This is a genomic window from Tropicimonas sp. S265A, assembly GCF_049800835.1.
GTDB lineage: Bacteria > Pseudomonadota > Alphaproteobacteria > Rhodobacterales > Rhodobacteraceae > Dinoroseobacter.
Genome location: NZ_JBNAFU010000002.1, coordinates 255,900 through 268,942, shown reverse-complemented (window position 1 = coordinate 268,942; position 13,043 = coordinate 255,900). Strand labels below are relative to the sequence as shown.

The window sequence follows — 13,043 nt, the reverse complement described above, 5'->3', positions numbered from 1 at the left end:
ATCCGGCGCAAACGAAGGGATCGTGGCTACAGCTCGAAAGCATCGAGCAGGCCACTGGACCCAGCGTGAAATGGGAACCTGTGAGAAGTACGATCCGGGCGCGCGGACAATTCCGTTAGAACTGTCGCGACGTGCTCACGCGGCACACCGTGGTCGTGTTGCTGGGCAGCTGGCGAAGATTGCCCGTAAAGTCAAGTGCTCCGCGCCGATAGCTCGGCCACGATTGGACGATGATCAGATGCATGACCGTCCCCGGGCAGCGGCTGCGGCACGGGCAACGGCGTCAAAACCAACCGATCCGAATGGGCAAACCTGTCGAGCGGCCACCGCGGACGGCGGACGGGATACGTCGCCCCCGGCGTGACCACTTGGAACTGCGGGAGCAGACGACCCAAACCGACCTTCACGGACCGTTCGTTGAAGTCACCCATCCAAAGGGTCGCCGCTGGTGGTAGGTTCACGAGATGAACCTTGATCGCGGAAAGCTGCTTGCGCCTGGAACTGCGCAACAACCCGAGGTGAAGCGCCACCACACGGATATCGCGCATCCCCGGGATCGCCAAATCGGCGATAAGGGCACCACGTGGCTCAAGCCCCGGAAGCGATAGCAAATGGTGGTCGCGGACCCGAATGTCCCGGCGCAGAAGAAGCGCGTTGCCATGCCAGCCAAGGCTTTCGGGATGCGTGTCGACGGGCATTGGGACAAGGCCGGTCGCCCCGGCGATCGCTGAGACAGGCAGAGCCGCGGGACGGGTGCCAAGCCGGAAATCAGCTTCCTGGAGGGCGACGATATCCGCCTCAAGGGCGTCTATGGCCCGCAGCACCCGGGCGGCGTCACGGCGTAAATCCGCGCCCAGTCCGGCTCGTATATTGTAGCTTGCGACCCTGAGGACCGTCATTCCGACCGCTTAGCTGATCGCGCTGGATACCGCGCTTTCGGGGAGTTCCTCGTCAAAGCACCGCTGATAGAACTCGGCAACTGTTTCGCGCTCAAGCTCGTCGCATTTGTTCAGGAAGGTCAGGCGGAACGCATAGCCAACATTGCGGAAAATCTCGGCGTTCTGGGCCCAGGTGATCACCGTGCGTGGGCTCATCACCGTGCTCAGATCACCATTCATGAATGCGGTGCGCGTCAGTTCCGCAACGGTCACCATCTGGCTCACGGTCTGACGGCCTTTTTCGGTGTTGTAGTGCGGTGATTTCGCCAGAACGATTGCCGCCTCTGCATCATGGCTGAGATAGTTCAACGTGGAGACAAGCGACCAGCGGTCCATCTGCGCCTGGTTGATCTGCTGCACACCGTGATAGAGCCCGGTCGTATCGCCCAGCCCGACGGTGTTGGCGGTCGCAAACAGGCGGAAATTGGGGTTCGGCGTGATGATCTCGTTCTGGTCCATCAGGGTGAGTTTGCCGTCGTGTTCAAGCACACGTTGGATCACAAACATTACGTCCGCGCGCCCGGCATCATATTCGTCAAACACGATGGCAACCGGGTTGCGCAGCGCCCAGGGCAGAATACCCTCGTGAAACTCGGTCACCTGCTTGCCGTCGCGGAGCTTGATCGCATCTTTGCCGATCAGGTCAATCCGGCTGATGTGGCTGTCGAGGTTCACGCGCACGCAGGGCCAGTTGAGCCGCGCGGCGACCTGTTCGATATGCGTCGACTTTCCTGTGCCGTGATAGCCCTGCACCATCACCCGCCGATTATGGGCAAAGCCCGCAAGGATGGCGAGGGTGGTGTCGGGGTCGAACTTGTAGGTCGGGTCGATTTCGGGCACCCGCTCTGTCCGCTCTGCGAACCCTTTGACCTTCATCTCGGTATCGATGCCGAATGTCTCGTAGACCGAGATCTCTTCCGTGGGTTTGCCGATATCCAAGCCGCCGTCCGCCATGTAAGTCCCCAAGTAGTGCGAGTCGGACCGTCTCCGACATGTCGCTGCAACATATAACTTGGGGCGGTGAGGGGAAGGCCCTGCCCTCGTGTTTTTCCTAGGGGCCTCGCCGGTCAGAGATAGACGCGGTTATGGCCTGTCCTGCAGACCAACCCGAAGACCAGGCCCATTGAAAATTGTATCCGCCCAGCCATCCGGCAACATCAACCACCTCCCCAATGAAAAAGAGGCCAGGGACAGTGCGGCTTTCCATCGTGCGGGAATTGAGACCGTTGGTATCCACACCCCCAAGGGTCACTTCCGCCTTTCGGTACCCTTCGCTGCCCGTGGGTTTGAGGCGCCAGTCAACGAGCTGCGCAACAAGATGTTCAAGGCACGCGTCAGATTGGTCCGCCAGTCGCCCGTCAACCCCGGCACGCTCCGCAAAAAACTGCGCGAGGCGCTTGGGCATCACCTCCGCCAGCACAGTCGCGACTTCCTTCCGCCCGGCCGCCGAGCGCGTTGTCCGCAGATGACCAAGGATATCGCTCTGTGGCAGAAGCGTAACGGCGATCTCCTCGCCCTCTCGCCAATACGAAGACGCCTGCAGGATGGCAGGCCCCGACAACCCGCGATGGGTAAAGAGAAGGGCTTCGTCAAAACCCGCCCCTCCGGCTACAACGCGCGCCGGGCAAGCCAGACCGGACATCGCGGAAAACCGCGCCTCGGCCCCGAAGGTCAGCGGTACGAGCCCGGGCCGCGTTTCGGTAACTGCGTGATCGAATTGTCGCGCGATCCGGTAGCCCAGATCGCTCGCTCCGATCTTGGGGATCGACTTGCCCCCGCAAGCAACCACGAGGTTCCGCGCCAAAAGGGTTTGCCCAAGGCCGTTCCGGTTTACAAAAACGGCAAAGCCGTCATCCTGTCGTTTGACCCCGTCTACGCTGGTCGACAACCACAACCGGGCGCCCGCCCCATGCATCTCTGCCAAAAGCATGTCGATGATGTTTTGCGAGCTTTCGTCGCAAAACAGTTGCCCAAGCGTCTTTTCATGCCACCCGATACCGTGGCGCGCGACGAGATCGATGAAATCCCACTGCGTATAGCGGCTCAGCGCGGACTTCGCAAAATGCGGGTTCAGAGAGAGAAAATTCTCGGGGCCGGAATAAAGGTTGGTGAAATTGCACCGTCCACCACCGGAAATCCTGATCTTTTCACCGGGCTTCGGCATGTGCTCCAGGACCAAGGTATTCCGGCCAGCATGGGCGGCGCACATCAGACCTGCCGCGCCGGCGCCGATTATGATCGTATCGAATTTCTTGGTCTGCTCGGGCATACCGCCTGACTGAACCACGAAAGCACGTGACGCAAGCCGTGAACCGCATGCACGAACACGTGATCCGAGTGGCTTGCCGACGACAAGTACGGGCAACTGCGCTACCCATGAGCCTAGGAGGAAACGCATGAACAGACGGTTTTTCACAATCTTGGCCACAGCAGCACTAGCCGAGGCAGCGGGCGTTCGAGGAGCTTTTGCGAAGACGTTCGAGGTTACCAAAACGGATGCGGAATGGCGTGCGCAACTGACGGACCTGCAATACCGGGTCTTGCGGCGGGAGGCGACGGAACGCCCGTTCACCAGCCCTCTGAACGATGAAAAGCGGCGGGGGGATTACCATTGCGCCGGGTGTGACCTGGCGCTGTACAGTTCAGACAAAAAATATGACAGCGGGACAGGTTGGCCCAGCTTCTGGGACGTAAAACGCAATGCCGTCGGCACCAAGAAGGACTACAAGCTGTTGCGACCGCGCACTGAGGTGCACTGCCGACGCTGCGGCGGGCATCTGGGACATATCTTCAACGATGGGCCACCACCAACGGGCAAACGTCACTGCCTGAACGGCGCATCCTTGATCTTTCGCCCGACCTGACTGCGCATTTAGTCCGACACAGGGCTGTCGAAGCGCAGGAAGAACGTCGCACCGCGACCTTTTTCACTGCGCACGCCGATCTCTGCGCCCATTGCTTCGGCAATTCCTCGGCTGATTGAAAGTCCGACGCCCAACCCCCCTCCGGACTTTTCGGGTACCTCGTCCTTGTCGGCAAACCGTTGAAAGATCACGGCCTGTTCGGTCGCGTCAAGTCCCGGACCGGTATCTGTGACGCGGCATTCAATACAAGCGATTTGCCCGACCCGACGCACCAGACAGACCTCGAGCGTCACTTCGCCTGCTTCGGTATAGACGAGCGCATTTGACAGAAAACTGTTTAGGATCTGCTGCAAGCGGCCGCTGTCCACGGTGATCGTCACCGGCAATTCCGGATCTACGACCGCAGTGAAACCCAGCCCCTTGGCGCGGATCGGCACCTCCCACAATTCGATCACGGGCGCCAGAAGAGCGTCTGCGTCAATCTCGACAGCCGAAAGCTGCATGTCCGAAAATTCGAGCTGGGAAAGCTCCAACAAATCGGTGAGCCGCACCATCAGTTGCCGCCCCGATGCAAGTATCGCCTCGACATGGGTCGACTGCTTGCGCGTCAAGTCCGTCAATTTCAGAAGTTGGGCGAACCCGAGGATCGCATTCATCGGGCTTCGCAACTCGTGACTCATCGCGGTCAGAAACTGCCCCTTTGCCCGGTTGGCGCGTTCCGCTTTGAGCAAGGCGGCTTGCAGGTCGCGCTGTAAAAGATCGCGTCCGTCATCTTCCACCACAAAAGCCAATGCGCGATCAAAATCGCCGGCCTCGTTGCGCAGCGTGACCGCCGACAGCAAGACCCGCATGGAACTTCCGTCCTTGCGTTGGAAATCGTAGGGCTGGTTCTGGATTTCGCCGTCCCGAAAGAACCGCGGCAACACATCCGTTACGGCGATACGCCGCGACTCGGGCGTCAGAAATTCGATCGACGCACGGCCAATCATCTCTTCTGGCAGGTAGCCAAGGCGCGCGGCCCAATAGTTGGTAATCGCTACAAGAGCGCCGGACCTGTCAATTGCGTGCATCATCACCGGTGCCTGCCGAAAGAATGCCCGCACCGGCTCCGCATCCATATTGAGCAAGCCTGTGAGTGCAGGGTCATGCATGGGTATGGAGTGGCCTATATATGTTAAACCACCCTACTCGCAGTTTCAGCCAGCCTGCAACCCTTGAGCGAAAGGCAAAATTTTTACTTTACAATCAAGCGAGTTTACCCGCGGGTTCCCGAAAACCGGGTCTTCCAGTCTTCTCGGTCCGCGTCTTCGATCTTGGTAAACAGGTTTTCCGGCACATCGAAGCCATGGCCCGCCGGCAGGGCGGACAATGCCTGCGCCATGCTGTGCGGCCAAGCAGTGGCGCTTGCGTGCATGCAGGTCAGCATTGCGGTTGCGGCACCGGGAATGAACGGTGCTGACAACACCGCGTAGACGGGAATGAGGTTCAAAGACAGCCGGATAATCGCAGCGGCGCGGTCCGGATCTGTCTTGAACGCGGCCCAGGGGGCGGCAGATTGCAGGTATTCGTTCCCGGAAACCCAGATTGCGCGCAATTCGGCGGCGGCCTTGCGGACTTCCATGGCATCCATATGGGTCTGGTAGACCTCAAGACGTGTTTGCAGATCGGCAATCAGTGCTTCTTCGTCGGGGCCATAACTGCCCCCGGCGGGGACCTCCTCGCCGAATTTCGACCGGCAGAACTTGGTCACGCGACTGACGAAATTGCCAAGCACATCTGCCAGATCCTTGTTCACACCGGCCTGAAAGTTCTCCCAGGTAAATTCCGCATCCGACGTTTCCGGTGCATGGCTCAGCAACCACCAGCGCCAGTAATCGGCAGGCAGGATGTCCAGCGCCTGATCCATGAATACGCCCCGCCCCTGGCTGGTCGAAAACTGGCCACCATCGTAGTTCAGGTAGTTGAATGACTTGATGTAGTCGACCAGCTTCCACGGCTCTCCCGACCCCATGATCGTCGCCGGAAAGCTGAGGGTATGAAAGGGCACGTTGTCCTTACCCATGAACTGGACATAGCGCACGTCTTCGGCGCCCTTGTCCGTCCTCCACCATCGCTGCCATTCGGCATCCGGCTTGCCGTGCGCATCAGCCCATTCGGCGGTGCCCGCAATGTATTCGATCGGCGCGTCGAACCAGACATAGAACACTTTGCCTTCCATCCCGGGCCAGTCTTCGGACCCGCGTTTTACGGGCACGCCCCAGTCCAGATCACGGGTGATACCGCGATCCTGCAAGCCATCCCCGTCATGCAGCCATTTCTTGGCAATCGATGTCGTCAGCACCGGCCAGTCCGTTTTGCTGTCGATCCAAGCATCCAGTTGATCCTTCAGCGCGGATTGCCTCAGGTAGAGATGCTTCGTCTCCTGCACTTCGAGATCAGTGGATCCGGAAATCGCGCTGCGCGGATCAATCAGGTCAGTGGGATCGAGTTGCTTGGTACAGTTTTCGCACTGGTCCCCGCGGGCCTTGTCATACCCGCAATTCGGACAGGTCCCTTCGATGTAGCGGTCGGGCAGGAAGCGACCGTCTGTATGGCTATAGACCTGCTTTTCAGAGACTTCGGTAATATACCCTTCATCGGCAAGTCGCCCGGCAAAGTGCTGGGTCAGAGCCTTGTTGCGATCTGACGAAGACCGGCCAAAGTGATCGAAACTCAGGCCGAAGCGGTCTGCTATGTCCGCCTGAACGGCATGCATCTCCGTACAGTATTCATCCACAGGCTTGCCCGCCTTCGCGGCAGCCAGTTCCGCGGGCGTCCCGTGTTCATCCGTGGCACAGATGAACATGACCTCGTGTTCGCGCGCCCGGTTGTAACGAGCAAACAGGTCTGCCGGCAGTTGGGACCCGATCAGATTGCCCAGATGCTTGATCCCATTGATATACGGGATGGCCGATGAGATGAGGATGCGCGCCATGGATGTCTCCGCCTTGATCTTGCAAGCGGGAGTATCCCAGCGCCGCGACAAGGTCTAGCGTTGAGGGCTGCCGGTATGCGGCTGATCGGCGGCGCGGCACATCTCGGGGCGCAGCAATCCGTCCAGCATGGCCGAGCAATCCTCGATATGTTCGGCGAGCACGTGAATGACATCCCCCTCGCGCTGCACACGGCCGGTTACCTTGAGCATGCGTCCGGCAATCACCGCCCTGCGAAAGCGTTCATAGATCTTGTTCCACACGATCACGTTCACGGTCCCGGTCTCATCCTCCAGCGTGATGAAGATCACGCCATGGGCGGTACCCGGACGCTGGCGCAACAACACCAACCCTGCGACACAGATGCGGGCATTCTGCGGCGGCAGCGCCAGCCAGTCGGCAGGCAAACAGGCAGGCGGGCGAGGCCAGTCACGAAGTACCGCAGCGGGGCGCAGGGAAGCAGGCGTCAAACTCATGAGAACAAAAATAGAACAAATGCGTGCGTTCGGCAAGTCTGGCAAAACCCTGCGCGCTGCATTATGTCCACACCAACTGAGAGACTGTAACGGGGGCTGCAATGGCCAAGATCACCTATATCGAGCACAATGGCACTGAGCATGTTGTGGATGTGGCCAACGGGCTGACCGTCATGGAAGGCGCACGCGACAACGGCATTCCGGGCATCGAAGCCGATTGCGGCGGAGCGTGTGCCTGCTCGACCTGCCATGTGTATGTGCATCCCGACTGGGTAGAGAAGATTCCGGGCAAGGAAGCGATGGAAGAGGATATGCTCGACTTCGCGTATGAAACCGACGCCGTACGGTCTCGCCTGACCTGCCAGATCAAGGTGACGGACGCGATCGATGGCCTTGTTGTGCAGATGCCCGAAAAGCAGATCTGATGCGCCTGCTCGCGGCCCTGACTTGTCTTGTGGTCGCGGGCTGCGCCAGCGCGGATGGCACGGATCCAGACGTTGCCACAGCGCGGCTCGCCGTTGACCTGGACATCTATCCCCATAGAATCATGGGGGAAATACGCGAAAAAGCGGTCCTGATCGCAACGGATGACGCAGGGCGCGAATACCGCGTTGACCTGCGCGACGCCGGGCCAGGGCATCCCGTTTTTGAGGACATCGCGCCACGTGTCGTGGATGCAGATGGAGACGGTAAGCGCGATATTGTCGTGGTCGAGAGCAGCCAGACCGAAGGAGGTCAGCTTGCGATTTATGGCCTTAGAAACAACGCGTTAACCAAGATCGCGGCAACCCCGCACATCGGTACGCGGTTTCGCTGGCTGGCCCCGATTGCCATTGCCGACCTGGATGGAAACGGCGCTGTCGATCTGGCCTATATCGACCGCCCACATCTGGCCAAAACCCTGCGCGTCTGGAGTTGGGCCCCGGGCGGCCTGACAGAAATCGCGCAATTACAAGGCATTACAAACCATCGCATTGGCGAAGAATACATCTCGGGCGGGCTACGGGACTGCGGAAACGGACCTGAAATGGTCGTGGCCGAAGCGGACTGGTCCGGGACCGTTGGGGTGACACTGGCAAACGGACAACTGGATCGTCGCGCCCTGCCCTACCCGGCCACGCCGGACGGGTTCACGCGGGCGCTGGCCTGCACGGACTAGCGGCCCAGAAGCGATTTTGTACGTTTTGTAGCACCTTGAAACGGGTCATTTTACAAATTGTAGCACTCTCCGCGCCCTTGTCAGGCGCCCGGAAACCCCGGACGCCCGTTTGAAAAACGTGCGGATCAGAGGCCGCCGCAGAACAGATCGGCCTCGTGACACAGAACCAGCGTTTCGCAGAAATTCAGCCCGACGCCGTTGTTGTCAGGCCAGCCTTCGCACATCCAGTCCACGCTTCCGATAGCGGCTGCGCTGGCGCCGGTCCGGGCCTCCCAGGCGGGGATATCGATCAACCGGAATTCCTGCCCATCGAGCATCGTGCGCGGCGTCTCCCGCCCGACCATGGTGTAAAGCCCCGGCGACAGGCGTGCCTTGCCGCCAGGTTCGCCGACATAGACCGCGCCGCGTTCGCCATCCTCTGAAATCACGCTGACCAGCGTCCGCTCGCGCCCGGGCAGAATCCGAAAACTGGCGCCGCGCGCATCGTCGTCGCCCAAGACCTCCTTGACCCAGGCGGACTGCGAGAGGCTTTCGGCCAGCGCGTCCTGCGCTGCCTGCACCGAGGCGGCAATGGGAGTCTGCTGCACATATTTTCGGTCGGTGTCGGCAGCCACCGGAGTGCTCAGCACGCCAGCCATCAGGAGACCGGCAAGAAAAGTCGTTTGTTCAAATGTCTTCATTCGAAAAGTCCTTCTTGAAAAGTACCGCGGTCGTACGCGGCGTTTGAAAAGAAGGCTTCCCTAAGGGCATCCAAAGTACCACACGCATTGCGGGAAGATCAATTTCGCGAAACACCACCGGCAAGGACTTGCCGAGGCTTTTTCGGCGCGACTGCGACAGCACAGAAAAACTAGCCCAGTTCGCGCGTGGATCGGCGGTTGATGACGTTTCTTGAACATCACTGATGGAAAACAGAAAACACCATTTGCGATCTTTTCGGCACAGCCGCCCGCAGTAGGTTCTGACATTTGAAACCTTCTTTTGCGGCTTCGGCTAAAGCGGTCAGCGACACAAAAGGTTGACACGTACTGAACGCAATGGAACCATTCATGCGCTTATTGGCTGACTTTTTTCAGCTTCTGACGCGAATTAACGTGACTAGTATTAATGTTGGGGACATCTCACATGAAAAGACTTCTGAGAACGTGTGCCGTTGCTGTTGCAACCACGCTTGCTACGAGTGCTGCTTTTGCAGCACCGGTCTATCTGAACATCGACAATATGAGCGTTTCCGTTGGATCGGGAACTGGACCAGGATCATCGAACAACACGTTCAATGGCGGTCAGACGATCGACAAGGTGATTGACGCTCCGAGCGCGACCGCGAGTGAGGACCACACTCAAACGACGCATATCTGGTATACCTTTTCAAACCCGTCAGATGGTTTGGAACTCATCTTTGACTTTGGCGTCTCTTATGACATCACGACGCTTCATTTCTGGAACTACGCCTTTGATAATTTCAGCGTCGACAAAGTAGAGTTCTCATTTTTCAACTCGGTCGACCAGCTGATTGGACAAGAAACCATCATGCCTACCCCAAGTGGCAGTGAATCGAACATCACTGCGCAAGACTACGCTTTGGTTTCGCCGCTTAACACAAAGAGTGTTAAGGCATTTTTGACTGGCACCAACGGTCAGGTCGATTTCCAGAATATCGGCTTCACAGCGACGGTTTCTGATCCAGACCTTGATCCGGACCCTAATCCCAACGTTGTGCCTTTGCCAGCCTCTGCTTTCTTGTTGCTCGGTGGATTGGCAGGCTTGCGCGTCGCCCGCGGGAAAAAGAAGGCTTGAATACCGCTTGAAATTAACTCGGAGTGGCCGGTCGCCCGATTGGCCACTTCCTGTTCGGGCTAGCGAGGTAGGAGAAGCGTCGACCCTAGTCGGAAAGCGCCTAGCTGAAACCCCTGGTTTCGATCTGCACCTCCGCACCGCAGTGCTTGCAGTGGATGGCGTCCGGCTCGTGGCGGGTCAGGCCGCAGCCACGACAGGGGTGGTGGACCTTGCCGGGCGTGAAGATCGCGCGGGCGAGGTTCAGGAACAGCGACACGCCCACAATCATGATCCCGATGGAGACCAGCTTGCCCTGCCAGGTGCTGGGTGTGATGTCGCCATAACCGGTTGTGGTGAGCGTTGTCACGGTGAAGTAGATCGCGTCGAGATACCCGCTCATCCCCGCCCCGACCCCGACGAAGAAGGTGAAGACGCCAGCTGCTGTCACGAAGACGAACACGATCAGGTTGAGGCAGGCGACCATCGCATCCTCATGCTCGCGAAACAGGCGCCAGTCGCGGCGCAGGTCGCGCAGCAGGTATTTCGAATGCCCCAGCCTCAATCCGCGCAGGATCCGCAGGAAAGCGAGATTAACGGCAACGAACGGGCTGAGCACGAGCGAGGCGAGCACCACAATGTCGGCCAGCACGTAGATCCGCGTCAGATAGTGCAACCTGGACGGCTCGATCCAGAACCGCGCGGCGAGATCGAGAAAGATCACGACGGCCAGTCCGAAATGCACCGCGTGGTGAGTGGGCGAGGTCGCGTAGGGCGTGGTTGCAATGAAATAGGCCACGGTGACCAGATCGAAGACCAGCAGCGCGTAGCGGAACCGCACGGCTGTCGCGTGGCGCCCGGTATAGAGGCGGTCGATCCGTGATTTGAGCGAAGGGCTGGTCACGCGCTGGCTCCGGGTCTGGGGTGCGGATGAGCAGACCGCATATTGCCACGCGCATCAAGGCGGAAGGGCGAATGGTTTGGCGTGACCTTCAGGTCCGCTCGGATCCATACTGCGCGGTCAGCTTCTGGACGTCGGCGTCGGCGATCGGGCGCTGTCGGAGGCTTTGGGCGAAGCGCAGGACATATCCATCGGGGTCCGAGACAAGGAACTGCCGCCGCGTGTCCATGCAGTCGGTTTTCCAGATGTCGCCTTCGTAGATGTCGACGAGCGGCTGCACGTCGCGCGCGCGCACGTCCCCGTAAAGCGCTGTCACATCCGGCACCATGAACTGGAGGTTGATCCCGCGTCCGAAGGGGCGCGCCATGTCCCCGGGGTGCCACGGCACCCAGGTTCCATCCAACGGCCAATGGGCGAGCATGATCTGCGCCCCGTGACAGGACAGGTATGCATGCGGGTCGCGACCGCGTTGCTGCACGACATCGAAGCCCAGCACACCGGTGTAAAAGTCCATCGAGGCGTCGAAGTTCGAGCACCAGAGTTCGGGAACAAGCGCATGTATCTCGAAAGCCATCCAATCCTCCGGCGGTTCGGCGCAGCTGCTGGCGGCGCTGTGGATCAGGGTACGGGGCTTTTTCGAGCGCTGCAAAGGTGCGCGGTTGCGCTATTGGGCTGCTTCGCCCTCCTCAAGCGCGCGCCAGCCGATATCCTGACGGTAGAACCCGTCAGGCCAGTGGATGCGGCTGGCCATGTCATAGGCGCGGGCATGGGCGGTGCGCAGGGCATGTCCGCGCGCGGTGACGTTCAGCACGCGCCCGCCCGTGGCAACGGTCACGCCGCCCACCTGTTTGGTGCCCGCGTGAAACACCATGTTCCAGCTGTCGGAGGCGAGGCCCGCGAGCCCGCGGATCTCGGACCCTTTCTCATAGGCGCCGGGGTAGCCTTTCGCGGCCATCACCACGGTGATCGCGTGATCGTCGGCCCAGTTGACCTGCGCCTCGGCCAGCCGCCCCTCGGCGCAGGCCAGCAGAAGATCGAGGATCTGCGCACCAAGGCGCATCATCAGCACCTGGCATTCCGGGTCACCGAAACGGACGTTGTATTCCACAAGCCGGGCCTTGCCATTCTGGATCATCAGACCGGCATAGAGCACACCCTCATAGGGCGTGCCGCGGCGGGCCATCTCGTCGATCGTGGGCTGGATGATCCGGTCGAGCGCGTCCTGTGCAATGGCATCGGTCAGCACCGGCGCAGGAGAATAGGCACCCATGCCGCCCGTATTCGGCCCGGTGTCGCCGTCAAACGCGCGCTTGTGGTCTTGCGCGGTGCCGATGGGTAGTGCGGTCTTGCCGTCCGACAGCACGAAGAACGAGGCTTCCTCGCCCTCCATGAACTCTTCGATCACGACCTCGGCCCCGGCTGCCCCGAAGGCCCCGCCAAGCATGTCTTCGACCGCCGCAAGCGCCTCGTCCTCGGTCATGGCGACGATGACGCCTTTGCCCGCAGCCAGCCCGTCGGCCTTGACCACAATGGGCGCGCCTTGTGCACGGATGTAGTCTTGCGCGGGCGCGAGTTCCGTGAAGCGCGCATAGGCCGCCGTGGGCGCGCCCGCGGCATCGCAGATTTCCTTGGTGAAGGCTTTGGAGGCCTCCAGCTTTGCAGCATCCGCCGAGGGTCCAAAACACAGCACGCCCGCCTCGCGCAAGCGGTCGGCGACGCCGGCGGCAAGGGGCGCTTCGGGGCCGATGATGACGAAATCGATCGCCTCTTCCTCGGCAAACATCACGACGGCCTCGCCATCTTCGATATCGAAAGACGCGCATTCGGCGATTTCCGCCATGCCGGCATTCCCCGGCGCAACGATCAGCCGGTCGCATTTGGGGTTCTGGGCCACCGCCCAGGCCAGCGCATGTTCGCGCCCGCCACTGCCAAGGATGAGGATATTCATAGGGCGGACGTC

Annotated in this window: 14 protein-coding genes; 4 read left to right on the top strand and 10 right to left on the bottom strand. The window is 60.2% G+C overall.

What is annotated here, in order from left to right:
* Window positions 1-191: 191 nt before the first annotated feature.
* The 3 genes from ACP15N_RS08910 to ACP15N_RS08900 all read right to left on the bottom strand — a co-directional run bounded on the left by ACP15N_RS08910 (window position 192) and on the right by ACP15N_RS08900 (window position 3,207).
* A complete protein-coding gene (locus ACP15N_RS08910) occupies window positions 192-899 on the bottom strand; it encodes an endonuclease/exonuclease/phosphatase family protein (protein ID WP_425091888.1) in 708 nt (235 codons plus the stop codon).
* A 9-nt stretch (window positions 900-908) separates the two neighbouring features.
* Window positions 909-1,892: a cobaltochelatase subunit CobS gene (cobS, locus tag ACP15N_RS08905; RefSeq protein ID WP_425091887.1), complete on the bottom strand. Its 984-nt coding sequence runs from the start codon at window positions 1,890-1,892 to the stop codon at window positions 909-911.
* Window positions 1,893-1,989: 97 nt separating this feature from the next.
* A complete protein-coding gene (locus ACP15N_RS08900) occupies window positions 1,990-3,207 on the bottom strand; it encodes an NAD(P)/FAD-dependent oxidoreductase (RefSeq protein WP_425091886.1) in 1,218 nt (405 codons plus the stop codon).
* 127 nt (window positions 3,208-3,334) lie between these two features.
* Between ACP15N_RS08900 and msrB the strand changes: the two genes are divergently transcribed.
* Window positions 3,335-3,802 carry a peptide-methionine (R)-S-oxide reductase MsrB gene (msrB, locus tag ACP15N_RS08895; protein ID WP_425091885.1) on the top strand — a complete coding sequence of 156 codons (468 nt, stop codon included), beginning with the start codon at window positions 3,335-3,337 and terminating at the stop codon, window positions 3,800-3,802.
* 8 nt (window positions 3,803-3,810) lie between these two features.
* Here the strand turns inward: msrB and ACP15N_RS08890 are convergent, their stop codons facing one another.
* From ACP15N_RS08890 to ACP15N_RS08880, 3 genes are all read right to left on the bottom strand, one after another.
* Window positions 3,811-4,953 (bottom strand): sensor histidine kinase, encoded by a 1,143-nt coding sequence (locus ACP15N_RS08890; protein ID WP_425091884.1) that lies wholly within the window; start codon window positions 4,951-4,953, stop codon window positions 3,811-3,813.
* 104 nt (window positions 4,954-5,057) lie between these two features.
* Entirely contained in the window at window positions 5,058-6,776 is a 1,719-nt protein-coding gene (metG, locus tag ACP15N_RS08885) for a methionine--tRNA ligase (RefSeq protein WP_425091883.1), read from the bottom strand.
* Between the two features lie 54 nt (window positions 6,777-6,830).
* Window positions 6,831-7,250 carry an OB-fold nucleic acid binding domain-containing protein gene (locus tag ACP15N_RS08880; protein ID WP_425091882.1) on the bottom strand — a complete coding sequence of 140 codons (420 nt, stop codon included), beginning with the start codon at window positions 7,248-7,250 and terminating at the stop codon, window positions 6,831-6,833.
* A 101-nt stretch (window positions 7,251-7,351) separates the two neighbouring features.
* Between ACP15N_RS08880 and ACP15N_RS08875 the strand changes: the two genes are divergently transcribed.
* Both ACP15N_RS08875 and ACP15N_RS08870 read left to right on the top strand, forming a co-directional pair.
* A complete protein-coding gene (locus ACP15N_RS08875; protein WP_425091881.1) occupies window positions 7,352-7,675 on the top strand; it encodes a 2Fe-2S iron-sulfur cluster-binding protein in 324 nt (107 codons plus the stop codon).
* Window positions 7,675-8,409 (top strand): FG-GAP repeat domain-containing protein, encoded by a 735-nt coding sequence (locus tag ACP15N_RS08870; RefSeq protein ID WP_425091880.1) that lies wholly within the window; start codon window positions 7,675-7,677, stop codon window positions 8,407-8,409. The genes ACP15N_RS08875 and ACP15N_RS08870 overlap by 1 nt, the downstream gene beginning before the upstream one ends.
* Before the next feature lie 125 nt (window positions 8,410-8,534).
* Here ACP15N_RS08870 and ACP15N_RS08865 read toward each other — a convergent pair whose 3' ends face one another.
* Window positions 8,535-9,089, bottom strand: a complete 555-nt coding sequence (locus ACP15N_RS08865) for a hypothetical protein (RefSeq protein ID WP_425091879.1) — start codon at window positions 9,087-9,089, stop codon at window positions 8,535-8,537.
* Window positions 9,090-9,534: 445 nt separating this feature from the next.
* Between ACP15N_RS08865 and ACP15N_RS08860 the strand changes: the two genes are divergently transcribed.
* Window positions 9,535-10,206, top strand: coding sequence for a VPLPA-CTERM sorting domain-containing protein (locus ACP15N_RS08860; protein ID WP_425091878.1), 672 nt, complete (start codon window positions 9,535-9,537; stop codon window positions 10,204-10,206).
* 100 nt (window positions 10,207-10,306) lie between these two features.
* Here ACP15N_RS08860 and ACP15N_RS08855 read toward each other — a convergent pair whose 3' ends face one another.
* From ACP15N_RS08855 to purD, 3 genes are all read right to left on the bottom strand, one after another.
* Window positions 10,307-11,086: a potassium channel family protein gene (locus ACP15N_RS08855; RefSeq protein WP_425091877.1), complete on the bottom strand. Its 780-nt coding sequence runs from the start codon at window positions 11,084-11,086 to the stop codon at window positions 10,307-10,309.
* A gap of 88 nt (window positions 11,087-11,174) precedes the next feature.
* Window positions 11,175-11,657 (bottom strand): VOC family protein, encoded by a 483-nt coding sequence (locus tag ACP15N_RS08850; RefSeq protein ID WP_425091876.1) that lies wholly within the window; start codon window positions 11,655-11,657, stop codon window positions 11,175-11,177.
* Window positions 11,658-11,747: 90 nt separating this feature from the next.
* Window positions 11,748-13,031 (bottom strand): phosphoribosylamine--glycine ligase, encoded by a 1,284-nt coding sequence (gene purD / locus ACP15N_RS08845; RefSeq protein ID WP_425091875.1) that lies wholly within the window; start codon window positions 13,029-13,031, stop codon window positions 11,748-11,750.
* Window positions 13,032-13,043: the final 12 nt, after the last annotated feature.

Coding starts and splice junctions, on each gene's coding strand:
- ACP15N_RS08900 (WP_425091886.1), bottom strand. CDS start 3,207: ATGCCCGAGCAGACCAAGAAATTCGATACGATCATAATCGGCGCCGGC.
- ACP15N_RS08860 (WP_425091878.1), top strand. CDS start 9,535: ATGAAAAGACTTCTGAGAACGTGTGCCGTTGCTGTTGCAACCACGCTT.
- ACP15N_RS08865 (WP_425091879.1), bottom strand. CDS start 9,089: ATGAAGACATTTGAACAAACGACTTTTCTTGCCGGTCTCCTGATGGCT.
- ACP15N_RS08870 (WP_425091880.1), top strand. CDS start 7,675: ATGCGCCTGCTCGCGGCCCTGACTTGTCTTGTGGTCGCGGGCTGCGCC.
- ACP15N_RS08875 (WP_425091881.1), top strand. CDS start 7,352: ATGGCCAAGATCACCTATATCGAGCACAATGGCACTGAGCATGTTGTG.
- metG (WP_425091883.1), bottom strand. CDS start 6,776: ATGGCGCGCATCCTCATCTCATCGGCCATCCCGTATATCAATGGGATC.
- cobS (WP_425091887.1), bottom strand. CDS start 1,892: ATGGCGGACGGCGGCTTGGATATCGGCAAACCCACGGAAGAGATCTCG.
- ACP15N_RS08910 (WP_425091888.1), bottom strand. CDS start 899: ATGACGGTCCTCAGGGTCGCAAGCTACAATATACGAGCCGGACTGGGC.
- ACP15N_RS08890 (WP_425091884.1), bottom strand. CDS start 4,953: ATGCATGACCCTGCACTCACAGGCTTGCTCAATATGGATGCGGAGCCG.
- purD (WP_425091875.1), bottom strand. CDS start 13,031: ATGAATATCCTCATCCTTGGCAGTGGCGGGCGCGAACATGCGCTGGCC.
- ACP15N_RS08880 (WP_425091882.1), bottom strand. CDS start 7,250: ATGAGTTTGACGCCTGCTTCCCTGCGCCCCGCTGCGGTACTTCGTGAC.
- msrB (WP_425091885.1), top strand. CDS start 3,335: ATGAACAGACGGTTTTTCACAATCTTGGCCACAGCAGCACTAGCCGAG.
- ACP15N_RS08850 (WP_425091876.1), bottom strand. CDS start 11,657: ATGGCTTTCGAGATACATGCGCTTGTTCCCGAACTCTGGTGCTCGAAC.